Origin of the sequence: Sorangium sp. So ce321 (assembly GCF_051530195.1) — a bacterium.
Taxonomy (GTDB): Bacteria; Myxococcota_A; Polyangia; order Polyangiales; family Polyangiaceae; genus Sorangium.
On the sequence record NZ_CP150329.1, the window covers coordinates 10,525,407 to 10,550,388 of the forward strand.

Annotated in this window: 19 protein-coding genes and 1 other RNA gene; 10 read left to right on the forward strand and 10 right to left on the reverse strand. The window is 69.8% G+C overall.

What is annotated here, in order from left to right; all coding sequences use genetic code 11:
• Positions 1-12: 12 nt before the first annotated feature.
• Positions 13-1,689 carry an NTP/NDP exchange transporter gene (locus WME89_RS38920; RefSeq protein ID WP_438004652.1) on the reverse strand — a complete coding sequence of 559 codons (1,677 nt, stop codon included), beginning with the start codon at positions 1,687-1,689 and terminating at the stop codon, positions 13-15.
• 595 nt (positions 1,690-2,284) lie between these two features.
• On the opposite strand from WME89_RS38920, the gene WME89_RS38925 reads away from it, so the two are divergent.
• Entirely contained in the window at positions 2,285-3,526 is a 1,242-nt protein-coding gene (locus WME89_RS38925; protein WP_438004653.1) for a BamA/TamA family outer membrane protein, read from the forward strand.
• 25 nt (positions 3,527-3,551) lie between these two features.
• Here WME89_RS38925 and WME89_RS38930 read toward each other — a convergent pair whose 3' ends face one another.
• Entirely contained in the window at positions 3,552-5,327 is a 1,776-nt protein-coding gene (locus WME89_RS38930) for a hypothetical protein (protein WP_438004654.1), read from the reverse strand.
• 160 nt (positions 5,328-5,487) lie between these two features.
• Positions 5,488-6,567: an alpha/beta fold hydrolase gene (locus WME89_RS38935; protein WP_438004655.1), complete on the reverse strand. Its 1,080-nt coding sequence runs from the start codon at positions 6,565-6,567 to the stop codon at positions 5,488-5,490.
• A gap of 358 nt (positions 6,568-6,925) precedes the next feature.
• On the opposite strand from WME89_RS38935, the gene WME89_RS38940 reads away from it, so the two are divergent.
• A complete protein-coding gene (locus WME89_RS38940; RefSeq protein WP_438004656.1) occupies positions 6,926-7,675 on the forward strand; it encodes a hypothetical protein in 750 nt (249 codons plus the stop codon).
• 129 nt (positions 7,676-7,804) lie between these two features.
• Here WME89_RS38940 and WME89_RS38945 read toward each other — a convergent pair whose 3' ends face one another.
• A complete protein-coding gene (locus tag WME89_RS38945; protein WP_437619814.1) occupies positions 7,805-8,095 on the reverse strand; it encodes an oxidative damage protection protein in 291 nt (96 codons plus the stop codon).
• Positions 8,096-8,521: 426 nt separating this feature from the next.
• On the opposite strand from WME89_RS38945, the gene ssrA reads away from it, so the two are divergent.
• Positions 8,522-8,865, forward strand: a transfer-messenger RNA (tmRNA) gene (gene ssrA, locus WME89_RS38950).
• 670 nt (positions 8,866-9,535) lie between these two features.
• Here ssrA and WME89_RS38955 read toward each other — a convergent pair.
• The 4 genes from WME89_RS38955 to WME89_RS38970 form a co-directional block, all read right to left on the reverse strand.
• A complete protein-coding gene (locus WME89_RS38955) occupies positions 9,536-10,360 on the reverse strand; it encodes a hypothetical protein (RefSeq protein ID WP_438004657.1) in 825 nt (274 codons plus the stop codon).
• 589 nt (positions 10,361-10,949) lie between these two features.
• Positions 10,950-12,320 (reverse strand): hypothetical protein, encoded by a 1,371-nt coding sequence (locus tag WME89_RS38960; RefSeq protein ID WP_438004658.1) that lies wholly within the window; start codon positions 12,318-12,320, stop codon positions 10,950-10,952.
• Positions 12,321-12,567: 247 nt separating this feature from the next.
• Positions 12,568-12,768 (reverse strand): hypothetical protein, encoded by a 201-nt coding sequence (locus tag WME89_RS38965; protein WP_438004659.1) that lies wholly within the window; start codon positions 12,766-12,768, stop codon positions 12,568-12,570.
• Positions 12,769-14,222: 1,454 nt separating this feature from the next.
• Positions 14,223-15,350 (reverse strand): PEGA domain-containing protein, encoded by a 1,128-nt coding sequence (locus WME89_RS38970; RefSeq protein WP_438004660.1) that lies wholly within the window; start codon positions 15,348-15,350, stop codon positions 14,223-14,225.
• Positions 15,351-15,527: 177 nt separating this feature from the next.
• Here WME89_RS38970 and WME89_RS38975 point away from each other — a divergent pair, with 177 nt between their 5' ends.
• From WME89_RS38975 to WME89_RS38985, 3 genes are all read left to right on the forward strand, one after another.
• A complete protein-coding gene (locus WME89_RS38975) occupies positions 15,528-16,634 on the forward strand; it encodes an RNA polymerase sigma factor (protein WP_438004661.1) in 1,107 nt (368 codons plus the stop codon).
• A 125-nt stretch (positions 16,635-16,759) separates the two neighbouring features.
• Positions 16,760-17,323: an RNA polymerase sigma factor gene (locus tag WME89_RS38980; RefSeq protein WP_438004662.1), complete on the forward strand. Its 564-nt coding sequence runs from the start codon at positions 16,760-16,762 to the stop codon at positions 17,321-17,323.
• A 454-nt stretch (positions 17,324-17,777) separates the two neighbouring features.
• On the forward strand, positions 17,778-18,863 hold the full coding sequence (locus WME89_RS38985) for an alpha/beta hydrolase family protein (protein WP_438012028.1): 1,086 nt from the start codon (positions 17,778-17,780) through the stop codon (positions 18,861-18,863).
• A 262-nt stretch (positions 18,864-19,125) separates the two neighbouring features.
• On the opposite strand, the gene WME89_RS38990 is transcribed toward WME89_RS38985, so the two are convergent.
• Positions 19,126-19,605 (reverse strand): carboxymuconolactone decarboxylase family protein, encoded by a 480-nt coding sequence (locus tag WME89_RS38990; protein WP_438012029.1) that lies wholly within the window; start codon positions 19,603-19,605, stop codon positions 19,126-19,128.
• A gap of 1 nt (position 19,606) precedes the next feature.
• On the opposite strand from WME89_RS38990, the gene WME89_RS38995 reads away from it, so the two are divergent.
• The 4 genes from WME89_RS38995 to WME89_RS39010 all read left to right on the forward strand — a co-directional run bounded on the left by WME89_RS38995 (position 19,607) and on the right by WME89_RS39010 (position 21,932).
• Positions 19,607-19,738, forward strand: coding sequence for a hypothetical protein (locus tag WME89_RS38995; RefSeq protein ID WP_438004663.1), 132 nt, complete (start codon positions 19,607-19,609; stop codon positions 19,736-19,738).
• Between the two features lie 3 nt (positions 19,739-19,741).
• Entirely contained in the window at positions 19,742-20,650 is a 909-nt protein-coding gene (locus tag WME89_RS39000; protein WP_438004664.1) for a sigma-70 family RNA polymerase sigma factor, read from the forward strand.
• Positions 20,651-20,887: 237 nt separating this feature from the next.
• On the forward strand, positions 20,888-21,304 hold the full coding sequence (locus WME89_RS39005; protein WP_438012030.1) for a GFA family protein: 417 nt from the start codon (positions 20,888-20,890) through the stop codon (positions 21,302-21,304).
• Positions 21,305-21,527: 223 nt separating this feature from the next.
• Positions 21,528-21,932: a hypothetical protein gene (locus WME89_RS39010; protein WP_438004665.1), complete on the forward strand. Its 405-nt coding sequence runs from the start codon at positions 21,528-21,530 to the stop codon at positions 21,930-21,932.
• 128 nt (positions 21,933-22,060) lie between these two features.
• Here WME89_RS39010 and WME89_RS39015 read toward each other — a convergent pair whose 3' ends face one another.
• Complete coding sequence (locus WME89_RS39015; RefSeq protein WP_438004666.1) at positions 22,061-24,925, reverse strand: penicillin acylase family protein; 2,865 nt, start codon at positions 24,923-24,925, stop codon at positions 22,061-22,063.
• Positions 24,926-24,982 lie beyond the last annotated feature (57 nt).

The following is a 24,982-nucleotide window of genomic DNA, read 5'->3' on the forward strand; positions in this document are numbered from 1 at the left end:
GCGAGCCCGGCGCTAGGCGGCCTTCAGGTCCTCGGCCTTCTCCTCGTCCGCGGTGCGCCGCCGGTGCTCCCGGGCGATGCCGGCCACGACGCCGAGCCACACGAGCGCGAGCGCGATGTTGATCATCGCGAAGTGGCGGATGGAGAGCGCGAGCACCTGGCCGGCGATCACCGCGCCGGCGGCGAGCACGTCGCCCGCGCGGACGACGAAGGTGTCGATCGCCGCCTTGGCGCTGTACTTGGCGTCGCGGCCGACCGGCAGGAAGAGCGCCTGCCTCGCCGTGTTCTGGACCGAGTAATCGGTGCTGTTCTCGGCGATCTTCGCGACGCGCACGACGGCGAGCGCCGGCAGGACGGCGAGGGCCGAGTAGCCGAACAGGGCGATGGTCGGGAGGATGAACAGCGCGAACCGCACGCCGAGGTACTTGAAGATGCGGGAGACCAGGAAGAGCTGCACGAGGACGCCGAAGGTGTTGACCCAGTAGAAGAAGTCTCCCTTGAACGTCCCGATGACCGCGCCGAGCGCCGCCTTTTTCCCCTTCTCCGTGTGCGGGTGGACGAGCCCCTTCTCGGCGCCCTCGACGACCTTGCCGCCTGCCTCGACGTCGAACGCGCCGCCCTTGACGGCGGTGATCTTCCCCTCGAGCAGCCGCGAGGCCTGCGGATCGACGAGGTAGACCGGCGCGCCCGCCGCGAGCGGCGCGTCCGGCGCCGCGCCCTGGGAGGCCGGCGCTGGCTCGCCGCCGGCGTTGCGGCCCGGCTCGCCGGGGGCGCCGCTCGGCTCGCCGCCGGCGCCGCCGCCCGGCTCGCCGGGGGAGCCGGCGGCAGGCGCGAGCGCGCTCGTGGCGGACTCGATCAGGGTGCGATCGAGGATGTACTCGCCGGTCGAGTTCACCCAGTTGAGGACGAGCGTCAGGCCGGCGATGAGGAGGAGGTAGCGGTCGCGCGCGATGATCTTGAAGCCGCCCGACGCGCCGCCGGGCGGGGCGTCGGCAGCAGCCTTCTCGCCGCCCGGGCTCGCGAGGTCGTTGCGGTGGACGAGGTACGTGAGCCACAGGCAGACGAGCAGCACGCCGGCCGCCACCAGCATCATGTTATAAGGGCCGATTGGCACGTAGACGCGCTTCGCGATCTGCGCGCCGAGCATGGCCCCGAGCGAGCTCCCGATACCGACGATGGCGAAGAGCCGCTTGCCCTGCTCGGGCGAGTAGATGTCGTTGGCGAACGACCAGAACTGCGCGATGACGGTGAGGCTGAAGCAGCCCACCCACAGGTAAAACGGCACCCCGAGCGGGACGCCGAGGCGCGCGAGGAAGAAGAAGAGGACCAGGTTCCCGGCGAAGAAGAGCGTCAGCGCGGTGGTGAGCTGCATGCGGCCGAAGCGCCTGGCCATGGCTCCATAGGCCCGGACCACGCCCACGAGGAGCAGCGCCTGGCCCGCGGCCGCGTAGGCCTTCACCTCGGGGCCGTCGAGGTCGAGCTTCTGGCCGCCGATCTCGAGCCCGCCGCCCGCGAGGATCAGCGGCTCGCGCACGACCTTGAGCAGGTAATAGCCAGTGAGGAGGAGAAAGACGTTCAGCGTCAGGACGAGGACGCTGAAGACCTCGCGCGGCTTCACCTCGGCGAAGATCGCCAGGAGCCGGTGAAGCACCCCTCGGGATTGTGTCTCGGTCTCGCCTGTGCTCGCCACGCCTCGCTCCATCCCGGGAAGACCGCCGATCAGGCGGCACCGGAACAGGACCGATGCCCGACAGGACCGATGCCCGAGCGCGGGAGGCTATCGAGCCTGCTCCCGGCCGGCAACCTCCGTCGCGACGCCGGCGTGTGAAGCGCCGTACACCGCTCCCGACCCGCGCGCGGCGCACGCAGACAAACGTCGTGCGGGTCGGGAACTCCGCTATGCTCCCGCGCGCGGCGACGGGTTCGCGTGCGAGAGACGAGGCGGATTGGGCACCAGAGAGAAGGGATGGACGCGCGCGCTCGGTACGGTGTGGCGGCGGCGCGCGGCCGCGCTCGCTAGCTTCGCCCTGTTGTTCGCGTGCGCCGAGGCGCTGGCCGCGCCGCAGGCGGGGGCCGCTGCGCCGCAGGCGGGAACCGCTACGGCACAGGCCGGCACCGCGACGCCGCAGGCGGGCGCTGATCCGCGCGCGCCCGCGGCGTCACCTGCCGCCGCGACGCCGTCGCAGGCCCAGGGGGCTCCGCCGGCGGCTCCTCGAGCGGCGGCCACATCGGCAGCGCCCGCCCGGTCCCCCGCGGCGGCGCAGGCGCCGAGCGCGAAGCGCCCCTTGCCGGACTACGATGGTCGCCCGGACGAGGGGACGAGCGCCGGCGACGTGCTGCTCTGGGTGCCGCGCGTCGTCTTCTATCCCGCCTACCTCGTCAGCGAGTACCTCGTCCGGCGGCCGCTCGGCTACCTCACCGTCGCCGCGGAGCAGGGCGAGTGGATCGAGGACCTCAAGGACATCTTCACGTTCGGGCCGAACGACAACATTGGCATCGTCCCGACGGCGCTCTTCGACTTCGGCTTTCGCGCGAGCGTCGGCGTCTACTTCTTCTATGATGACCTGTTCTTCCCCGGAAACGAGCTCCGCCTCCACGCGGCGACCGGCGGGATCGACTGGCTGAGGCTCACGATCGCCGACCGCATTCCGCTCGACGGGCGCGCGTACGTGAAGCTCCGCGGCGAGGCGGACACCCGGCCAGACTGGCTGTTCGCCGGGATCGGGCCGAGGACCCTGGAGCGCGACTCGGCCCGCTACAGCGCCAAGAGCCTCCAGGGGAGCCTGACGCTCCACGCTGATTTCGACGCGTTCAGCTTCGTCGAGGCGTACACCGGCGCGAAGACCGTCGAGTTCGACGATATTTGCTGTGAGCCGACGGTCGGCTGGCGCGTCGCGAACGGCCGTTATCCGCTGCCCCCCTCGTTCGACACCGGGTTCACCGCCTACCGGATCGGGGCCCACGCGGCGCTCGACTCGCGGCGGCCGCGCCCCGCCCGCGGCCACGGCGTCCGGATGGAGATGTTCGGCGAGCACGCCGCCGACCTGGAGCGGCCGCTGCAGAGCCGGTGGGTCCGCTACGGCGGCTCGCTGGGCGGGTTCGTCGACCTCACCGGGCACGACCGCATCGTCAGCCTCGCCCTCTGGGCGGCCTTCGCCGACCCGCTCGGCGTCGCGGAGGTCCCCTTCACCGAGCTCGCCCCGCTCGGCGGCGACCTTCCGATGCGGGGTTTCCGCGAGGGGCGCCTCCGCGGGCGCAGCGCCGCCGCGGCCACGCTCGAGTACCGTTACCCGATCTGGGCGTTCGTCGACGGCACGGTGCAGGTCGCCGCGGGCAACGTCTTCGGCGAGCACCTCAGCGACTTCGAGCTCGACCTGCTCCGCATGTCGTTCGTGCTCGGCCTGCGCACGAGCAGCTCGCGCGACCACTCGTTCGACCTCCTTGTCGGCACCGCGACCGAGACCTTCGAGCAGGGCGCCCGCCCGGAGGAGCTACGCTTCATGATCGGCACCAGCCACGGATTTTAGTCGGCGCGGCGCGCGCCCCGCGACCTCACCCGGGCGGATCGGCCTCGTCGGGGCGCTCGATGCCGACGAGCTTGTAGCCGCGGCGCGGCCCGAGGTCGTAGAGGTGGGCGCGCAGCGGACCGGGCGCGTGCCCGTTCACCACATCGACGATGGCGTAGCGGGAGGGCGCGTCGTCGGGCGCGCCGCCGTCCGGCGCGATGTGCGGGAGCGAGAGGCACACGCGGCCGTCCGGCGACGGGCGCACCGCCGGCCGCGCGCGCAGGGCGAGCGCCTCGCCGGCGTACATCGCGGCCTCGTGGCGGAGGTCCTGCGGGCGCGCGACGCCGGTGCGCCGCGCCAGGTCGACGCCGCACAGCTCCGCCGGCGCGGCCAGGGCGACGTCGGCGATCGGCGACAGCCGCGTGAGGTACCGCGCCATGATCGCGCGCTTCCGCTGGATGAGCTTGTCGACGAGGAACGTCGTGTGCCGCGGCGCGGTGAAGTCGCCGGTCCGCACCGCCGCCTCGATGAGCTCCGGCGTGAAGCGCGCGAGCGTCCGGGCGGCCCAGGCCCCGTCGAGCTCGGTCATCCGCCCGAAGGCCGGGTTGGGGTAGCCGCCGCGCCAGGCCTCCGGCCGGAAGTCGCGATCGCTGAAGAAGCCGAAGATATCGCCCTGCGCGTCATGCCGCGCCCGGTCCCACGGCCGCTCGGGGATGCCGAGGGTGATGAAGTCGAGCAGCACGTACTCGGTGTCGAAGTAATACGCGTGCCCGAGGCGCTTCGAGATCTCCTCCCACTCCCACTCGCTCCCGAAGCAGTCGCCGAGATCGATGTAGTAGTGGCGCACGTGGCCCGGCGAGGCGTCCTTGTCCTTCTCGTCCTCGGCGAGCCAGACATCCATCGAGTTCTGCTCGCGAGAGTCGAAGTGGTTGAGCCACGCGGCGAGCAGGCGCCCGCCGCGCAGGTCGCGCCGGTCCTCGTGCGGGATGACGTCGTTCGGGTCGTCGTCCCGGGTCCCCTCGTACCTGAAGGGGCCGATCGCGCGGCCCGGCAGCCAGCGCGAGGCGACCATGCGCACCCGGTCGCCGCGCTTCGCGGCCTTCGCGAGCACGCCGTCGAGCGCCGCCTGGTCGAACGACCTGCTGACGCCGCTGTTGTCGGTCACGGTGAGCCCGGGCGAGAGCTTCAGGACCGACGGCTTCAGGTAGACGACGGAGTCGCAGGGCGCCCAGAAGCCGGCCGCGTGGTAGAGGCGCGCCGCGATCGCTGTCGCGCCGGTGGCCCGCTCGGGCTGGTCCTGGGGGTCGGCCTTGAGCATGAACTTGCCGACGCCCTCGACCTTGACGCGGAAGCCGGGGTTCGCGCCGTTCGGCTTGCCCATGTCGATGACCCAGGACCCGTCCGGCGCCTCGGGGTCCAGCGTCTTGTCGCCGCACGGCCCGCGCACGAGCTCCTCGGCGGAGATCGGCTTCTTGCCGATCCGGTTCGTGAACCAGCTCGAGTCCGGCACCTCGTCGAGGCTGTTGACGTTGACCGCCTCCCCGCCTGGCTCCACGGCGAAGAACCGCGACACAGGCCGGAACACGACGTTGTCGGCGGCGTCCCACGCGAACGAGGACTCGTACTCCTCGGGCGTGCAGAGGCGGTGCTGCGGGTCGTCCTTGGGCGCCTCGGGGTCGGGCCGGCAGGGCAGCGAGACGGGGTTCAGGTCGGCGTCGCGCCAGACCGGATCGCGCAGGGGGAACCGGCGCACGTCGCTGCTGCAGCCCGCGCTGAGCAGGGCGAGCAGCGGGAGCGAGCCGGTGAGCAGCGCCTTGAGCATCGGCGCGCGATGGTACTGGACGGGGGCGCCGCTCGGGGCGGTTTTCGACGGCGGCGCGGCGGGTGCCGCCGTGGTCGGCGGGTGGTTCGCCGTGGCCGGCGAGTGGTTCCGCCGTGGCCGGCGGGCGGGTCGCCGCGGTCGGCGGGTGATCAGCGGGTGGTCAGAGGCCTTCTTGCCGGAGCCGCTCGATCACGGCGCGGTAGAAGTCGATATAGAGCCACGGGTTCCCCTCCCCCGGGCTCTGCCCGAAGAGCTGGCCGATCTCGTCGAAATGGTCGGCCGGCAGACAGCCCCAGAAGTTCCCCCACCGCGCGTCGCGCGCGCGCACCAGGCCGTCGTTCGGGATCGCCTCGCCGAAGCCGCCGTCGAGGATGGTCTCGGTGAGCGACAGCAGCGGGTGTACCGGGTCGAGCCCGTCGTCGAACTGCGCGACGAACGGCGCCGGGTCGAGGGCGAGGCAGTCGCTGCCGCCGATCGCGCGGTCCGTCCGGCCGCCGAAGGAGGCATAGAACACCCCGGGCGCGTCGGTGTACTTCGCGTTGAACTCCGCGATGCCAGGTGTCGAGAACTGCTCGAGCGACGCGAAGACGCTCGTCTCGTTGCCGATCTGGTCGTAGAGCGGCGCCCCGATGGCGTTGAGGAGGTCGTCGAGCACGTCCTGCAGGCGCTCGTAGGCCACGAGCTGGAGCGCTATATCGGCGACCTTCGAGCCCAGGTGAGGCGTCGCGACGGTCACGACGGAGGCCACGAGATCGGGCCGCTCGTGCGCGACGACGCGGGCGTCTAGGCCACCTTGCGAGTGGGCGATGATATTGACCTTCTCGTGCCCCGTCTCCGCGAGGATCTGCTCGATGCGCGCGAGCAGCTGGGCGCCGCGGTAGGTCGAGCTGTTGAACGGGTCGACGGAGGGGGTGTAGACCACCTCATTGCCCTCGGCGAGGGTCTGTTTGAGGTTGTAGAAATAGCTGACGTATCCCGCGCCCGCGAAGTCCTCGAACCCGAAGAAGCCGTGGGCGAGGACGATGGGATACGGCGGGCCGAGCTTGCCTGACGGCCACCCGCCGCCGCTGCCGCCCGACCCGTCCGCGGCGTCCGTCCAGCCGCCCGACGCGGAGCCGCCGCCGGCGCCCGTGATCACGTCCTCGGTGCCCCACGGCTCGAACTGCTCCTCGGCGGCGCCACAGCCGGCGAGGAGCGCAAAGGAGGCGAGTATCGCACACCCTCCGAGACCAGCGGACACCCGTCTTCGCTTCGAGCGAGCGTCCGTGTGAGACTTGCACTTACGCGAACCGCCAACGCACGAGATCGAGATTGCTGACGAAGAAAGATCCAGCATGACCACCTCCTGCCGGAATCAGCGCAGACTCCGCTGAAGGAGCGCTTGTGTCAAGCGCTGTCGGAAAACTGAACCCGTGTGGCGTACTTACGCATTGCGTTGCGGACATGGCGCGGGTTCCTGCGATGCGCCATGTCCGTTGGACGCCGCGCTGGCGCATTGCGTCGCGGGGTGGTGTTGTTTTTCCATGCGGAGGGGCGGGGCGGCTCCGGTAGGTTCTTGGGCCATGCGATCTGTCCAGAGCTCTTTTGCGCTTGTACTGTTGACGGGTTCCCTGGTCGCTTGCGGCGGAGCGACGCCTCCTCCGGCGGAGCCGGATCCTGCGGGGGCCGAGGTGGCGGCGGCGCCTGCCGAGAAGGCGGGCGGCGAGGAGTCGGAGGAGGGGGCCGGGAAGAAGAAGGACGACGCGGCGGCGGAGGCGTCGAAGCAGATCCCGACCACGTGCGAGCAGCAGGACGCCATGTGTTTGCCGCCCGCGGCGTTCGTGAAGCGGCTCTGCGGTGGGTTCTATCCGGACGTGGCGCTCAGCCTGTTCGCCAAGGGGACGCCGTTCACGCGCGGGTACCTCACGCGCGACACGGAGGCGTGGAACGCGTCGGGCGGGTCGTCCTCGAACGACAAGCTGCTCTTCGACGAGGAGGTGCTGATCCTGTATCGCCGGGTGGCGGACACGGGGGGCATGGTCGTGAGCGGCGCCGGGGGCGGCTACGACGTGCTGCGGTGGGACGGGACGTGCGCGTCGCTGATGACGGAGGAGGTCCGGCTGCACGTGCCGCCGAAGCCGAAGTTCGCGCCGATCCCGTGGAAGAGCCTCGACCAGAAGACGCGCGACGCGTTCCAGGCCGACGAGAAGGTGGGCCCGCTCATCGCCGAGCGGAGGAAAGAGTGCAAGGGGGCGACGATGGGGGCGGTCAGCGCGAAGTGCGAGAAGGTCGACAAGCAGATGAGCGCGGCGCTGATCGACTACGTGCGCAACGGAGGGTCGCTGCCGGCGCCGGGGCCGCTGCCGTGAGGGGGGCCAGGGGGAAGTGACGGCGGAGGAGAGGGGGGAGCGCCGCCGGACGGGTGCGGGCGGCGGGCGTGACGCCGGACGGGTGCGGGTGGAAGGAGCACCGCCGGCGTCGGGGCCGACGGTGCGCGGCTACTCCTGCTTGTCCTTGGGCGCGACGTAGTCGGGCGGGGGCGCGGCGGTCTCGTTCCCGCCGGTGAAGAAGTACTTGTCGAGCTCGGTCATCCAGATCCGCTGGCCAGCCTCGGAGATGAGATCGAGGCGGTACTCGTTGATCAGCATCTTCGAGTGCTCCAGCCACAGCCGCCACGCCTCCTTCGAGACGTTGTCGTAGATCTTCTTGCCCAGCTCGCCCTTGAGCGGCGGCTTCTCCAGCCCCTCCGCCTCACGGCCGAGCTTCACGCACTGCACCATCCTCGTCATGACGTGCCCGTCTCCTTTTTCTTTTCGCGAGGTTCTTAGCCGAGCCAGGGGGAGCCGTCGAGAGCGGCGGGGAGGCGGGCGAGGTCAGCGCAGCGGAGAGGCACGGGGGAAGCGGGCGGGGAGAGCGGGCGGGGAGAGCGGACGGGGGGACGGGAAGACCGGGGGAGCTGTGCGGGGCGTGAGGCCGCGGGGGCGTGAGGGCGCGGGGGCGCGGGCGCGGGGGCGCGGGCGCGGGAGTGCCGGGAACCGCGCGGGGGGGCTGGGGATGCCCGGAACGAGCAGGACCGGACCCCGGAGCCTGAAGCCAGAGGCGGACGATCCGGAGAACGGCCCCAGGGGCGCGCTCGGCAGCGGAGCGATCTGGCGCGAAGGGGTTGACGGCAGCGCAGTTTCTAGCAATGTTTGGTCCGTCTGAACGAACCACGAGGGGGCGATCGGCTTCGACGTGGGGACTGAAGGTCTGTCTGCGTGCTGGCGGCTCCTGCTCCGCCTATCAAGCGGGACGTACAATTGCGAACGACAACGCATTCGCTGTTGCGGCCTAAGAACCGCTAAGCCATCCGAGGAGAAGGTCGTCCTAGTACTCTAAGGGTGTCAACCACAGGGCTGGGTCGCGTGAGGACGCCCTCGATAACGCGGCCGAGATTCAGTGAGGGATAGGTCGTAGCCGAATCTACGAACGCCGTCGTCAGCGTAAGACGACTACGCACGTGAACGAAGGTAGACTGGATGCCTTGCGGACCCGGGTTCGATTCCCGGCGCCTCCACTGAAAAGACACGGTGAGAACCGTGTCTTTTTTTTTGCGTGTGACCTGCGTGTGACCTGACAAATTTCGGCGACGCTGGATATGGGATGCCCCGGTGTGAGCGGCATCACCGGGCACCGCCGCGGCGGGTGACGCCAGGGGGGACGGTATCTCCGCTGACCTCGCAGAGCGAGGCGGCCATGGGGGTAGCCGGACAGATCCCGAAGGCCAGGAAGATGCCTCCGCAAGTGCGGCACACGCTCGTCCAGCGAAGACGTGGTGGCAATCTCCGTCATGTCAGTGGAACGTCCCTATCGCCGTAAGAAACCTCGGAAACGAGAGTAGCACTGTCGCTGTTGACAGCGCTAACGCTCGGCAGCGCCGACGGTCTACGCCGCCCAACGCATCGCCACGGGGACGAAGCGCAGGCGCAAGGTCGTTCTCGAGTCGGCTATGTGGCGTGAGCGGCGCTGTGAAGAGCGAATGAGGTATTCGCACCGCTGCCTTTTGGACGGCCTGGTCCGCCCAGCCCGCGATGCCTTCGGTGTCACGCTCGGCGCCGAGGTCGCGTGGCGGCAGAGGTGTTGTGCTCCGCCCTCGCAGTCCTGGCCGGCTCGCGTCTCTTGTCGCTGGCTCGGGCCGATCCAGTGAGGCGCTCTCACGAGAGCCGCAGCCCCGGAGTGAGAACGGCCCGTCACAGCATGCGACAACCCGGACGCAGGGAGCGCACAATCTGATCGGCATCGCCGTGGATCTGTTTGATGGCGGTTCCGATCGGGCACTTGATCACGTGCGATGTGCCAAAGGCGTCGCCGATGCCAGGGATGAGATTGAAGTTGATATCGCTCGTTTTCCACAATTCGACCGTCTGGCACAGCAGCTCGATCCGGAAAACCGGGGAGTCGTCCCAGATATTGATCCCGACCAGGACCTCGTTCGCTGGGCAGATCGCGCTGGCCGGCGAGCCGCCGTCGCCGCCGGCGGCCATGGTCTGTAAGGCGGTGCCCAGGGTGCCGTCGCTGGCGAGCGGCGCGCAGATCAGGCCAATACGGTCGAGCGCGGCGCCGCTCCGGCCGTGGATGCCGACAGCCACGTAGCCGCTCCAACAGGAGATCTCGTAAGAGATGTCGTGGCCAGCGCCGCCCGTGCCGCCAGCGCCGCCCGTGCCGCCAGCGCCGCCCGTGCCGCCAGTGCCGCCGGTGCCGCCGGTGCCGCCAGCGCCACCCGTGCCGCCAGCGCCGCCCGTGCCGCCAGCGCCATCCGTGCCGCCAGCGCCGCCAGCGCCGCCCGTGCCGCCAGCGCTGGCAGCTCCCGCTCCGCCCGCGCCGCCGCTGCCCTGCGCTGAACCGCCGGTTCCACCAGCCCCGGTTCCAGGTTCCACGCTGCTGCTAGCGCTTGCGGTGCTGCCGGCATCATCGCCCGCCCCTCCGGCCGGTCCGTAGCTGGACCAGTCCGCGCCGATCAACCACGCACAGCCGCCCGATCCGGAAATCGCAAATCCAGCCAGGAGCACGGACATGTGCGGCCACTTCAAACTTGCCATGACAGTGTAGCGTCGTCCGCTTGCGCTCCCGCAGTCAAGAAGACGCTGGCCAGAGCCGTGTCTTCTTTCTTTTGTGTGCCTTGCGTGTATTCTGGCAAACTTAGCAGCGCTGGATCTGGGGCGGATCCGGCGTGAGCGGAATCACCGGGACCGGGCGCGGCGGGTGACGCCAGGGTACGTCGCTCCATGCAGTTCCACGGCGAGCACCAGGCCGGCGGGGCGGACTCCGGAGCCGAACCTGGGTGCCGGCGCAGCCCGGAGCCGAGCGACCGGACGCTACGGCGCAGGGATGTAGGCGGCGGGCGGGGTCTCTGCCTTGCGGGCCGGCCCTGGCGCCCCCCTGCTGGTGTTGACGCTCAGGCTGGCTGAGGGTTCGTGGAGCAAGCCCATGAATGGCCATCACGGGCGAGCTCGGCTGCAGCCACGGAGCGCGATGGCCATCGCGGGCACGCTCGGTTGCGGTGAACTTGCGGTCAAGGAGAGCGATGGCCATCGCTCGGACGCGCGCCGCTGGCTACCTCGCTCGTCGGTGTATATCAGCCACTTCGAGTGTAGAGCCACGGCTCTAATCTTCGAAGCCGCTTTCGAGCCCCCAGGTGCCTGGGTCGCCCGCGTTGGCGTCCGAATCGGTCATGCCACCCCCCTTACCCACGATTCCGACATTGACGGTAGAATCGAGATCCACGTACGGTGCTTCGCCGAGCGTGTATGCGATGCTAATCGAGTGTCCGCCGAGTCCTCCGCCGCCGCGGCCGCCGTTTCCGCCCTTTCCACCATCGCCGCCACGGCATCCTGGCTGCGACCCAGCCGTGTTCGCGCCGCCAGCGCCGCCATAACCACCGATGCCGCCATACTGGCCGTTCCCGCCGCGTCCACCGTTGCCGCCTCGGCCCGTGGCGATGCTCGTCCTGCTCACGCGGACGCTGGCGTGATGAGACAGGATCCCGATACTGGATCCGCCTGGACCGCCGCCCTTTCCGGGCTTGCCGCCGCAACCTCCAGCTCCTCCCGATCCGCCAGAAGCGCCGCCCTGCGCCGAACCTGCGCCGCAGAACATCGAGCCGCCACGCGAGCCGCCGCCACCGCCGCCTCCGTAGCCGTGCTGCCCGGGCTTGCCCTCTGCACCGGCGAGTCCTTCCAGACCAGCAGCGGTGATTCTGACCGCTCCTTGCGCTGTCGCGCCGTTACCGTTCGCGCCGTCGTCGCCGACGAGTCCTTCGTTGCCGCCCATGCACGCTGGCACGTCGCGTTGTCCGGCTCCGCCCAAGCCGTAGCCCGTCGGATTGGACATTGGGAGAGGGTCGCCAGCTTCCCCGTCACCGCCAAAGCCCTTGGTTCCTACGCCGCCAATTCCCCCCGAGGAAATGCCATCGTCGCATGCGGTGGTGACTCGCGCCCCTCCTACCACGGCATCCGCAGAGCACGCCATCGCTCCTGGATTGCCAAAAGCCCCCTCGTGTGCTGGCTCCGCGCCGCCGTCCGCGCCGACGACTCCATCTGCGCCATTCCCAGCAACAATCTCGCTTAAACGCACCTCCACCGTAACCCCGGACAAGGCGCGCATGGCGATAGCGGAGCCACCGGGAACCGTGGCGTCTTGCGCGATCATCCGCATCCTCGTGAGCGTCGTGGCCACAGCGCCGTCGGATGCAGGCTCGGCCGCCTCATCCACGACGGTGATGGGGATCAGGTTCGGTCCTGGAGCAATCGTGGTGAGCTCGCCGAACGGATGCAGCGGCCAATGCCCCCGGGGATCACGGCAGTTGAGCCCACCCCACACTTCCATACCTGCTGGCACGCGCACATCAACAGTGAATATCTCGGCGCACGCGTATACCCGCATGCCATGGTCGGAGGCGAGCGCAAACGCGCGCGCGAAGGTCGCTACCGGGAATTCTCGCGTACCCGGATCGTTGTCGTCGCCGTTCACAGCCACGTACACTCCCTGGCAGTCGACCGGCAGGCCAGGGATACCGTGATCTGCATTGCACGCCTCCACCGGCGCGCACGTGAGAGTTTCCTCGCATAGCTCCCACGTACCTGAGTCAGCGCCGCACCCGGTCGCTGCGACTCCGCAGGACAGAGCGGCTCCGAGCAGCAGAGGCGATCCATTCGAAGCGCGATGGCGCCCGTTGCGCCTCGAAGCTGTGGTCATCATCGTGCCTTCTCGCATCGCTGCCCCCTTATTCGCGTATCACCGGCTCTGGGTCGTTCGGGTCGTTGGCCATGAAGGGCAGGAACTCGGCCGCCACGCCGTCATCGCCCGCGCTCTCCGTCGCGTCTCGATCCCCGCCAGGCCCGCCCTTGCCGGCAGTTCCGAGAACGAACGTCGCCTGCACGTCTTCCCGCGTCACGTCCACGGTTCCCAGGTACGCGATGCCCACCGAATGACCGCCGAGTCCTCCGCCGCCACCGCCGCCCGGTCCCCCGTTGCCGCCGTCGCCTCCGCGGCATCCGGGAAGCGTACCGGACACCGCTCTCCCTCCCTCGCCCCCAGGAGCGCCGCTCCCGCCTGGCAAGCCCGCCCCTCCAGCGCCACCCCGCCCACCACGACCCGTCTCGATTGTCGACCCGCGCACCGCGACCTTGGCGCCGCGCGTGACGATGCCGATGCTCGCCCCCCCGGCGAAGCCCCCCTTCCCCGGCTTGCCACCGCAACCGCCCGAACCGCCCGAGCCGCCGAACGCCCCGCCTTCAGGGCCTGCACCACAGGCGACGGGACCGCCGCGCGAGCCGCCGCCACCGCCTCCACCCTGACCAGGGCGCCCGAATTGCCCATCCTGTCCCTTGCCTAGCGTCCGACCCCATACAGCGACGCCTGGACGTCTCGCTCCTTGGCCCTGCGTTCCGACGGCACCGTCCAGACCACGCTGACCATCGCTGCACGCCGTGTCTCCCTGCTGACCGACGCCTCCAAGACCGGCCCCCGTCGGGTTGGGCTCCAGAAGTAGCTCCCCGTATCCGCCCCCGGAGCCCCGATCCGCCAACCCGAGGCCGCCCTCGCCGCTGACCGAGCTCCCATCATCACACTCGGTCATGACAGCCGCCGTCCCGGCTACGGCGTCCACCGTACACGCGTCGGCTCCCGGGTGTCCTGGTGCTCCGTCGGCCGCCGCTCCGCCCTCCGCCGGAGCTCCGGGCTCGCCATCCGCTCCGTCGCTTGCAACGATACGGCTGTCGATCACCTCGATCTCGCTGCCCTTGCGCAGATAGATCGGGATCGAGCTGCCGCCCGGCTTCCCACCCCGCCCGGTGATGATCTCGCTCGCCACGAGCTTGAGCTGGACGCCCTCGAGTGTAGCAATCCCGATGGAGCCTTTTTGGATTCGATCCACATCGTTACCGTCGGGAGCCACAATCCGCAGGTTTGCGAACGTGATTCCTTGTCCTCCGAAGGACACCACTTGAGGAACGGGTCCCTCCGGAGCAATGACGGTCTTCCCACCTGCACCGAGGTGCCGCCAGCCGTGCGCGCAGTCGAATCCGCCCCAGATGCTCGTTCCGTAAAAGCCAAGGGTTTGGTCGAACGTTTCAGCGCACGCGTAGACACTGTGGCTGCCAGCGTCTGCGAGCTCGAAGGCCTTGCGCAGCGTCTTCACCGGCTCAGCGCGGCTGCCCGGGTTCGCGTCGTCCCCGAGGCTTGCGCTGACGAAAATGCCGCACCCGTCTTCCGGAGGTTTCACCATGGGATCACCGTCGCAGTTGGGCTCCCCGATTGGGCCGGACGAGCACCCGCACACGACAAGAGCGATTCCGCACGCGAGCGCGATGGACACCAACGTAGCCACCCCGCGCCGGCCTTTCGATGAGGTCCCCATGTTCCCGAGCTCCACGTTCGTCACCAGGCACCGACCATCATCAGCCCCGCGCTCCGCCCGCCCGCCGTGGGCACGACGCGCACCCCATCGCTGGGCGTCGAGGTTCGGCTCACGAGCAGAGACGCGAGCGTCAGCGCACCGATTGCGCCGCCGGTCGCAAGGCCCACCCATCCAACTTGCCTCAAGAGATCGCGTTGCTCTTGCAGATCGCCCAGCTCCGAGCACGCGCGCGGAGCGTTCGGGCGGGCACATCGGTCCGCTTCCTTGTCTGCACCACGCAGCACCCTAGCTCGATCGTGGAGCTCGTCCTCCGTGTAGGCGCTCCACATCAGGAACCCGCCGCCGGCTACCATGGTTGCCCCCGCCAGGACCGCGCCGGCGACGCGGAGCTTCGACGCGGTGGAGGACGGCGCCACGGTCGACGCCTGTGCTCCCCGCGCGGCTCGCTTCGTCTCCCGAGTCCCGGTCGCCGTGTCCTTCAAGACGGCTGCATTTGTCGCGGCACGCGGCACCCGCATCGAGATCGTGGTCGCCTTGCCCGCCTGCGCGTCGAACGACTGGAACGCTTCTTCATAGCCCCCCGACCGGGCCCGCACCATGTGTTCCCCGGGCTCCAGGAACAGCCGGTAGGTCCGCGCAGGTGCGCTGATGGCCTTGCCGTCGATGAGCACCTCTGCATCGGGCGGCTCGACCGAGAGGTAGAGCGTCCCGACGTGCGGCGCTGCCTTGCGCTGCCCGGCCTCGAACCGTAGCTGTAGTTGAAGGGGGAGCGCGTCGCGTTGCTCGAGGCTCCAGGCCAGATGCTCGGCTGCATCACGGTACTTGCGCAGCTCGATCTCGCACAGGCCGAGCTCTCCGGCGAGCTCCGCGCGCTCTCTCTCCGTGCTCGACGCCGGATCCGCTGCCTCGAAGGCTGCCTTGTAAGCCGCGTGCGCCTCGGTCCACCGCCCTGCGTCGCGAGCTCTCTTCGCACGGCGAACGTCGTCCTTCACTGTCGAACCGTCGCCCTCTTCCAGCGTTGAATAGATATCCTCCGCGCTGGCCGAGCTCGCATAGCCAGTTGCGACGCCAAGCATCAGGCAGAACAGCAACGAAGGCGCAACGAATCGCATGGCGGCAACGTACTTACGCCCGGTGCGCGGCGTCAACCGTGACAGATTCGCCGATAGAGGACCTTTTCGACGGTAAAGATCAGATCGAAAACGTAAAGGACTGGTCGACTCTCCTCCGAGGGCATCACAGGCCGAATACCCACATTAGGACACATTGCCCTACCAAAGTTGCCGCTCCATGCATTTTCCTGAACCCTTCCGGGCGGCTCAGGGGTGCTACCCGCTGTGGGCAGGCCAGCAAGAACCACCCCCCGCTTCGAGCTCTTCCGGCGCCTCGCGAGGCGCGTCGGTGTCCCCGAGCGCAACGCCGAGGACGTCGCGCAGGATGCACTTCTGCGGGCATGGGAGGCACGAGAGCGGATCGAGCCGGGCGAGGATCCGGCGCCGTACTCCGTCACCATCGCCCTGAACCAGGCGCGGAAGCACACCCGGAACGCGCGCCGCCGGGGCGAGGTACTGACCGCGTTCGATGATCGCGAGCTCCAGGACGAGCGCCCCAGTCCGGAGGACCTGATCCGCAGGCGGCAGCGGGAAGCGCTCATCCGGGATCTGATCAGCCAGGTCGACCCCAGGTACCGCGAGGTCTTGATCCGGCACGAGCTCGAGGAGCAGCCGCTCGCCGAGATCGCCGCCGAGCTGGGGCTCCATCTGGAGACGGTGAAGACCCAGCACAGCCGGGCTCGCCAGCACCTGAAGGCAGCGAAGCGGCGCTGGAGGGCCCAGCAGCGCTCACACGGGTGGGACGAGGAGGCCTGCGTCCCGGTGGCGCTCGGCCTGCATCCCCGCGAGGCGTGGGCCGACTCGCTACGCAAGCTGGGCGCGAAGCTCCTCGGACAGGGGGCGTTCGTCGTGCTCGCCGGCGCCGTCGTTGCGGCGCTCCCGCCCTCGTCCGGCACCGAGGCGTGGCTCCGGCCGGCGACGGTCCACGCGCCCGCGGCCGCACCCGTGGCGCTGGGCACCGTGCCGCCCGGCCAGCAACGCGAGGTACCTTCAGCGGTCGCCATGACGGCGCCCAGGGGGCAGGGCATCGCGCTGCCCCTCGAACCTCGGGAGGCGCCTCCAGTGGCCGCGGTGAACGGCAAGCCCAGCTCGCCCGCCGCGGCAGCCGCTGGTGCCTCGTCTCTGTCTCTGGTCGGCGCAGCACGCCCGACCGCCAGCGAGCGCGAGAAGAACCTGATCCATCAGGCGCGCAAGGCCATCGAGGCCCACAACGCCAGGGCTGACGTCGAGGCGCGACGCCTGCTCGACATGCACGCGATGGAGTTCCCGCGAGGTCAGCTCGCCGCGGAGCGCCAGGCGCTGCTGCTGCAAGTTCGCTGAATCATCGGCAGTCCAGCAACACGTAGCCAGCGGTGGAGGCGGCGGTGTCCTTGCGCGACGCCAGGCCGAGCTCCGCCCTGGGCCGGGGCAGGAGAATGAGCACGTCCAGGAGACGCAAAGAAGCCGTGGCGGAGCATGGGCGCACGTCGCATCCGGTCGAGGTTGTCGCGCATCCGGCAGTGCGCGTTCCGTTCGATGCCCTCATGCGGCACTCGGGGATCATCCGCGCCGTATTGCGCCAGTTCGCCGTGCCTGCTCGCGATCAACCCGATATCATGCAGGAGATCTTCCTGTCCGCCTGGCGCAGCGTCGAAGCTGCAAGCTTTCGGCCTTCCCCGGACATGCCGCTGAAGAAGGCTCTGAAGCACTGGCTGTTCGCCGTCACCTGGCACCACATCTTCCACTACCGGGAGCGCGTGTGCCGGTGGTCCAGGGAGCGCACCGCGTACACCACTTCGGGGCTTGTAAGCGACGCGCCGTCACCGTTCGGGCAAGTGGAGGCTCGGCTGGCGCTTCGCGGCCTGGAGCGGCTCAAGCCCGAGCTGCGAGCCGTGCTCGCGCGCGCCGCCTTGGGCCACACCGCTGAAGAGATCGCCGCGGAGCTCGGTGCCCATCCAGGCACCACGAACAAGCGGATACACCGCGGGCGAAAGCAGCTGCAGAAGGTGCTCCGCCGAGCGAGGCCCTGACGGAGCTCGCCACCGCCGCGCGCCCGCTGGGCGATGGACCAGCGGGCGCACGCGCTATTGCTTGTGAACGTACACACACGTCGATGACCACATCGCCTCCGCGCCAGTCGAGCGGGCCGGCGAAGATCGCGATCCTGCGCCCACCCCTCTGAGCGCGGCGCTCCGAACGAGCCCCCGCTCGATACCGCGCTCCGAACGAACCCTCGCTCGACGTGGCGCTCCGAAGAGACCCGCCAGACTCGTCCTCCCTCGAGATCGAGGACAGCCGCAGGCCGGTCGATTGGAATTGACATCTGATTTGTGAACGCTCACACTGTCGGTGAAGGTCATCCTTCTGCTTCTTGCTTCGGCGATCGACGGAGATCGACGGCGTACCTCCGGGGTCGTTGGGGCACCCTATGGAGTCGCTATGAAAACTAAATCGACTTGGGCTTTCACCTGGGCCGCGCTGGGCATGATTGTCAGCGCCTGCGGCGGCTCAAATGACGACGGCAATCTCGGCGGAAGCGGCGGAGCCCCGGCGGACACAGGAACGAGCGTGAGCGGCTCGGGCGGCGAGCAGGCGGGCCCCACCGGAGGGCCTCTGCCCACGGGCTCGGGTAGCTCACAGAGCACGACCGGGGGGTCTGAGGCCTCCGGCTCCGGCGGCGCGGGCGGAGCAGCGCCTACTGGCGGCGGGGCGACGACGGGCGGAGGCGCGGGCGAAGGCGGCGGCTTCACCGGCACGTGCACCGAGTCACAATCGGCCGGTCGGAACGTGTCCGGGAGCGGCCCTCATCAGGTGGTCATCGAGACGAACTCGGAGCCGGGCATCAACCAGGGCACCATCTTTCGTCCGGCGGATCTCGGTGGGGACGCCAAGTATCCGATCTTCGTCTGGGGGCAGGGCGGATGCTCGCGAGACGGGCTCGCGAATCAAGCGGCCATGGCCGAAATTGCCTCGCATGGCTACTTCGTGGTGGCGGACGGGACACCGGAAAACAGCGAGCCCAACCGCGAGCTCGGGGGCGGAGGCGACGTGCTGCTCGCCTACGTCGACTGGGTGATCGCCGAGAACGAGAAGCCTTGCAGCGCCTACTACCAGAAGATCGAGACCACGAAGGTCGCCTCGAACGGCTTCTCCTGCGGCGGCTTGATGGCGGCGGGGACCGCCGCAGATCCCAGGATGACGACCTGGGGACACACGAGCAGCGGCACTTTCTCACCGGATCAGGCATTCTACAACTCGATTCACACACCCGTGCTGATCGTCACCGGCACCGCGGATAGCCTGGGCGCGAACGAGAACGGCGCGAGAGACTTCGAGAACATCGCCGCCCTGGGTGATATCCCGGTCATGATGTTCGCCAAGGTCGGCGCGGATCATGGGGGCGATCTGTGGGACCGGAACGGCGGCGAGTTCACTCAGGTCAACCTGGCGTGGCTCAACTGGTGGCTCAAGGGTGACGAATCGGCCACCGGCAAGGGCATGCTCGTCGGCGCGAGCTGCCGCTTCTGCACCGACAGAAGCTGGCAGGTCTCTTCTGCCAATCTGCCCTAGCGTGGCTCGCCCTCAAACCGCCTTGCTCCGAGGAGCAGGGCGGTTTGACCGACAAGGAGCGCCCCGCAGGCTGTGGGCATGGACAGTCGCTCCGTGGCCACCTGGGCCCCTCCTCTGAGGCCCGGGTGGGTGGACCCGACCTCCAGCGCCGCGACGCCTCGCCCTCGTGGGCCGCGCAGGACGCACCAGCGCGATCACGAGCGGCGTTTCGCTCGGGGACACCGACGCGCGTCGCGAGGCACCGGAAGAGATCGACGCCTCCTCAGCGGAGGTCCTCGCGCGCCTCCCACTTCACCGAGCCGGCGACCTGCCTCGTGGTGACGTTGACGCGATTGAAGCAGTTGATCAGCGCGATGTGCAGGATCAGCGCCGCGAGCGCCGGCTCGTCGTAATGCTTCGCGGCGTCCTCCCAGACGTCGTCGGGCACCGGATCCGCGCGATCGCTGAGCCTCGTCGCGGCCTCGGCGAGCGCCAGCGCGGCGCGCTCCGCGTCGGTGAAATAGGGCGCCTCGCGCCAGACCGCCACGGCGAACATGCGCTCGTCAGCCTCGCCCCCCTTCTTGAGCTCACGCGCGCCCATGTCGACGCAGAAGCTGCACCCGTTGATCTGGCTCACCCGCAGGTGTACGAGCTCGAGCGTCCGCGCCGGCACGCCGCCCTTCTTCACCACGCCGACCAGGGCGTGGATGGGCTGCATGACGTCGGGGAGGAGCATCGCGGGGTTCTTCATCCGTGCTTTCAGCATGATCGTGATCCTCTCGATCGGTTCGGGTGTGCTCGCCAACCGTGACGGGGCGCTGAACGTCCGTTCGCGTCGTCACATCGGCCAGGGTTCGTTCGTCACAGCCATGACGAAGCGCGACGAGGGAGTGTGACCGATGGATGAAAATCGTTGGCTGGCAGAGCGGTTCGAGGCCCACCGGGCCCACCTGCGGGCGGTGGCGTACCGGATGCTCGGCTCCCTGGGCGAGGCGGAGGACGCCGTGCAGGAGTCCTGGCTCCACCTGAGCCGCGCCGACACGAGCGGCGTCGAGAACCTGGGCGGGTGGCTGACGACGGTCGTGGCGCGGGTGTGCCTCGACATGCTGCGCGCGCGCAAGGCGCGGCGCGAGGAGCCGATGGCCGCGCCCGACCCCGCCGCGGACCGCGAGGCCGGGACCGACCCCGAGCGCGAGGCGGTGCTGGCCGACTCCGTCGGCCTCGCGCTGCTCGTGGTGCTCGATACGCTGACCCCCGCCGAGCGGCTCGCGTTCGTACTGCACGACCTGTTCGCGGTACCCTTCGAGGAGATCGCCTCCATCGTGGGCCGCTCCCCGGCCGCGGCGAGGCAGCTCGCGAGCCGCGCCCGCCGACGCGTGCAGGGAGCGCCCGCGTCTCCGGACGCCGACGTCGGCCGCCAGCGCGAGGTGGTCGACGCCTTCCTCGCGGCCATGCGTGGCGGCGACTTCGACGCGCTCGTGGCGATCCTCGATCCGGACGTCGTGATCCGCGCCGACGCCACGGCCGCGCCCCCGACCGGGACCGAGGTCCGCGGCGCGCACGCCTGGGCCAAGCAGGCGATCTCCGGCGCGCGCGGCGCCAAGCTTGCCCGCCCTGCCCTTGTGGACGGCACGGTGGGCGTCGTCGTGGCCCCGCACGGGCGGCTCTTCCGGGTGCTCCGCTTTACACTCGCGCAGGGGAAAATCGCCCAGATCGACGTCATGGGCGACCCCGAGCAGCTCCGCGATCTCGACCTGTCGGTCCTCGACGACGGACCGCCCCCGGAGACCCGGACAAGCCCTGTGTGAAGCGCTCTCCTCGGAGACGCGCTCGCCAGCAGCCTGCCCCTGATCGGAGCGCTCGCGCTCCTCGGCTGCGGCACACGAAGGTGACGACGGCGGGTGGCCTCGTCTTGACGTGGGACGGCATCTCGGATGGCCTCCCAGGAGGACGCCGTCATGCGGAGGCTGGAGCAGCGGCGAGGACCCGGTGCACGAACCAGATCGAGCAGATCCTGGTTGACCATCAAACACGAAGGATTCGATATGATCGAGGGTGGCTGCTTCTGCGGGTCGATTCGATATCAGATAGAAGGAGCACTCCAGCATGCTCGCGCGTGCCATTGCTCCCGCTGCCGCAAAGCCTTCAGCGGAGCATCGTCGGCCTACGCCGAGGTAGCCGCGGGCAGCACGTTCAGGTGGATAGCAGGGGAAGACAAGCTCACCAGGCACATGTCTGGACATGGCTGGGGCCTGGCCTTCTGCAGCGCATGTGGCTCGACCCTGTGCGGCATGTTCGGGGACCAGGTACATGGTGTCACGCTCGGGTGCATCGACGGGGATCCAGGCGTCAGGATAGAGATGCACATCTTCGTCGGGTCAAAGGCGCCGTGGGATCACATTGCCGGGGACGCCCCCCAGTTCGAGGAGCGGCCCCCGAGCCCGTCCCTATCTGCGGAATGACGCTCAGCCGAACGGCCTGCGGCACGACCCCGGGTCTCGTCCACGACGCGCTCGATGACGATCCAGGCCCACCTGTACACATCCGTGACGCCACGATCCGGTGGCACACATGGACGTGGGCACACTGCGGCACATTCGCGGCAAACCGGCTCGCAAACGCTTCTTTTTGTTCGTTCAATAATGGCATGTTTATTGATCAGTGCTGCGGCCGGAGGCGACGATCATGCGACTTGCGACAGCGATCTTGATGGCTCATGTGCTCGCTGGATGCGGCGCCGAAGGCGTCGACGGTGGTGAAGCGGCCACCGGCGGTGATGAAGCGGCCGCCGCCGGGGGAGGCGCGCCTGAATGCGGACTCACGCAAGGACCGGCCACGGGGTCGTGCAGCGCAGGTGAGGAATGCAGCTTCCACGACGGCGGATGCGACTACGATAGCCACTGCAAGGACGGCTCCTGGGCCACCATCCGCACCTGCTCGGGCACGAAGAAGTGCCCGCCGGAAGGCTTGACGGCTGGCGAGCCGTGCTCGGACGACGGGGCTCAATGCCGCTACGACGAGGACGGCGCGTGCGTCAGCGATCTGACGTGCACCGGCGGTGTCTGGACCGAATCCGAACCCGGCTGCTGAGGAGATCGCCTCCGCCGCCGGTCGGGTTGGGCTGATTGCCTGGGGATCGCCGTGTCACGATCCACGAACGAGAGAGCTGGCTGAGCGCATCGGCCGCCCACGGCGGGCAGCGCGATGGAACGCCGGCGTCAGCCGCCGGGCACGAAGAGGATGCGCGACTCCTGGTGCGCCCGCACGGAGTCGTCGGTGAAGTACATCTCGGGGGCCTGGTTGCGCCGCCAGTGCTCGGCCTCGTCGGCGTGGTGCGGGCTCTCCGGAGCGAAGTGCTGGCCTCCCGGCAGGGCGTTCCACGCGCGCGGGCCGTCCGGCGTCATCTCGACGACGAGGCGCTGCACGGCGCCCGCGCCGTAGTCGAACGAGTCGGTGTCCCACATCCCGAAGTTGGCGACGTCGACACCGAAGTTGTCGCCCGGGCGCGGGAAGCCGCCGGGGAACTCCGGATCATCCTCGGTCGGCAGCGTGACCGGGCTGCCGCCGGCGAGCATGGGCACCTGCGACACGAAGCGGACCGTGTGCAGGCGACCCCACTGCCAGCCAGCCATGTCGGCGCCGAGCCGGTCGCGAAGCGCGGATACGGCCTCCAGCATCGCCCGCACGATCCGCTCGTCGCGCGACTCCAGGTCCGGGGTGGCGAGGTCGTCCCAGAGCACCGTATCGCCGAGCGCGGGGTCGAAGGTCGCGAGCTGCTGCGGCGCGAGGATGGCACTCTGCAGCACCCGGGCGATCGCGGCGCTGCTCGGCTGCGCGCCGAGCGCCGTGGCCTCGTCGCCGAAGGCGAGCGGCACGAGCTCAACCATCGAGACGTTGAAGATCGTGACCGCGATGGAGTCCTCCACCTCGCTCGTCGAGGGCGCGCCGTCGCCGATGTCCACGCCGGCCGGGGTCTCGTGAGAAGTCCAGGCCGAGAGGCGCGCCGCCGCGGCGGCGAGCGCGTCGAGGTCCTCGGCCGAAGCCCCCGCGACGAACGCGGCGAGCTCCGCGTGCGTGCCCGGCGTGGCGCGCTCCTCGGCCGCGCGCGCGGCGGCCTCGACGAAGGAGGGCGCGAGCAGCCGGCCGAGCGGCGACTGGTGATCGCCCTGGAGACGGCTCATGTCCTCGGGCGTCACCCCGCCCGCGGCGGTGAGCTCCTCGAGGCGCTCGGTGATGCGCGCGATGCGGTAGCCGGGGTCGTAGCTGTGGCCGATATAGTGGGGATCGTTGAACGGGTCGCCGTCCGCGGTGACGCCGACGAGATCGTTGTTGGCCGTGGCGATGAAGCCGCGCGCCGGGTTGATGTCGTGCGGCAGGTAGCGGTCTTCCAGGGTGCCGATCCACTCGGCGCTGCCGTCGCCGGGCAGCACCATCGCGGGCGACAGGCCCGTGCCGGTCTCTGGATCCCAGGTCATCGCCGCCTCCGCGCGGATGGGCACGCGCGACTGCGTGGACCAGAAGACGTCGCCCGCGCGGTCGATCACGACGAAGCTCTGCGCTCCGACCTCGAATCGGTCGAGCGCCGCCTGCGCCTCGGCGACGTCCTTCGCGAGGTCCAGGCCGAGGAAGGCGCCGAGCTCGCCGGAGGGCTCGTCGCCGGTCCAGCGCACGCTGAGCGCGGTGGTCGAGGCGCGCGGCTCGACCTTCCCCTCGACGATCGTGGGAATGATGAACCCGTGGTGAGGGACCCGCTCGAGCTCGATCACCACGTCGTCCTTGCCCGCCACCTTGATGGTCTCGGTGACGATCTCGATGGGCACCTGCTCGCCGTTGAAGAGCACCGTGTCGGCCGCGCCGCCCTGCCCCTCGGTGATGGTCTCCTCGTAGACGTCGGTCACGTCGTGGCCGGCCGTCGTCGCGCCCCAGGCGATGTGGTCGTTGTAGCCGAGGAGCACGCCGGGCAACCCGGCGAGGGCGAGGCCCTGCACGTTGAGGTCGCCGCCCGCGCGGGCGGTGTTCAGGTGCGCGTACCAGAAGAGCGGCGGGCTCGGCAGCGACAGGTGAGGATCGTTGGCGAGCAGCGGCGCGCCCGAGGCGGTCCTGGCGCCCGAGACCACCCAGTTGTTCGAGCCGCGGAACTCGTCGCCGAGCTCGTCGCGGAGGCGGCCGGCACTATCGAAGAAGCCCTGCGCCGCGGTGAGCACGTCCAGCGCCGGTAGAGCCGGCCCGGACGGCGGCCCCCCCGGCCGCTTCTGCGGGGCCTGCGCGGGATCGAGCCGCTCCGGGAGCGCGGCGCGGGTGCCTGTATCCATGCCGACGTTCGGGAAGCCGTCGCGCGTGAACACGGCCTGCGCCGGCGCGAACGAGTAGAAGTCGCGGAAGATGCCCGCGCGCGGGTCGCCGGCCGGGAAGGTGGCCGCCGCGACGGCGGCCATCCTGGTGAGCTGCACCTCTTGATCGGCGTCGTACGAGAGCGTGTGAGCGAGGAAGCGGCCAATGGCGAGCGAGTCCTGAGGGGTCCAGTCGGTGAAGACCTCGGGCTTCGAGAGGAGCAGCACGGTGAGCAGGTAGGCGCCGTCCGGCAGCTTCACCTTGCCGTCGCGCACCTCCTGGATATAGACGTTCACGCCCGCGGCGAAGGCGTCGAGCGCCACCCTGGCGAGATCGTCCGCGGGGAGCTCGTCGTAGATGCGATCGGCGATGCGCTTGAAGCCGATCACGCGCGCGGCGATGTCCGCCTGCAACGCCTCGGGGGACAGGGGGCCGATGAACTCCGCGAGACGGCCGGTGACGTTGCGCCGGATCATCTCCATCTGCGGGAAGCGATCGCGGGCCATCAGGTAGCCCTGCACCCTCACGGCATCCCGGAAGGTGGTCGCGTAGATGTGCGGCGCGCCGCGGTCGTCCACCACCACCTCGACGTCCCCCTCGAGGCCGGCGAGCGCGACGCCGTCGCGCGGCGGCTCGCCGGTCGTGGTGGTGTCGGGGTTCACCGGGTTCACCTCCTCGTCGGCGCACCCCGCGACACCGAGCAAGGTCAGGGTGACGAGGCCAAGGAATGCTGCGTGGGCTCTGCGGCGCATGACACCTCCAGGGGGACGACCGGAAGCTACCACGGCGCGCGGCGCGGATGCGCCCCG

Excerpts from the sequence above, each read along its gene's own strand:
- WME89_RS39005 (WP_438012030.1), top strand. The coding sequence starts at position 20,888 with ATGATCGAGGGTGGCTGCTTCTGCGGGTCGATTCGATATCAGATAGAA.
- WME89_RS39010 (WP_438004665.1), top strand. The coding sequence starts at position 21,528 with ATGCGACTTGCGACAGCGATCTTGATGGCTCATGTGCTCGCTGGATGC.
- WME89_RS39015 (WP_438004666.1), bottom strand. The coding sequence starts at position 24,925 with ATGCGCCGCAGAGCCCACGCAGCATTCCTTGGCCTCGTCACCCTGACC.
- WME89_RS38930 (WP_438004654.1), bottom strand. The coding sequence starts at position 5,327 with ATGCTCAAGGCGCTGCTCACCGGCTCGCTCCCGCTGCTCGCCCTGCTC.
- WME89_RS38945 (WP_437619814.1), bottom strand. The coding sequence starts at position 8,095 with ATGACGAGGATGGTGCAGTGCGTGAAGCTCGGCCGTGAGGCGGAGGGG.
- WME89_RS38995 (WP_438004663.1), top strand. The coding sequence starts at position 19,607 with ATGATCGTGATCCTCTCGATCGGTTCGGGTGTGCTCGCCAACCGTGAC.
- WME89_RS38955 (WP_438004657.1), bottom strand. The coding sequence starts at position 10,360 with ATGTCCGTGCTCCTGGCTGGATTTGCGATTTCCGGATCGGGCGGCTGT.
- WME89_RS38985 (WP_438012028.1), top strand. The coding sequence starts at position 17,778 with ATGATTGTCAGCGCCTGCGGCGGCTCAAATGACGACGGCAATCTCGGC.
- WME89_RS39000 (WP_438004664.1), top strand. The coding sequence starts at position 19,742 with ATGGATGAAAATCGTTGGCTGGCAGAGCGGTTCGAGGCCCACCGGGCC.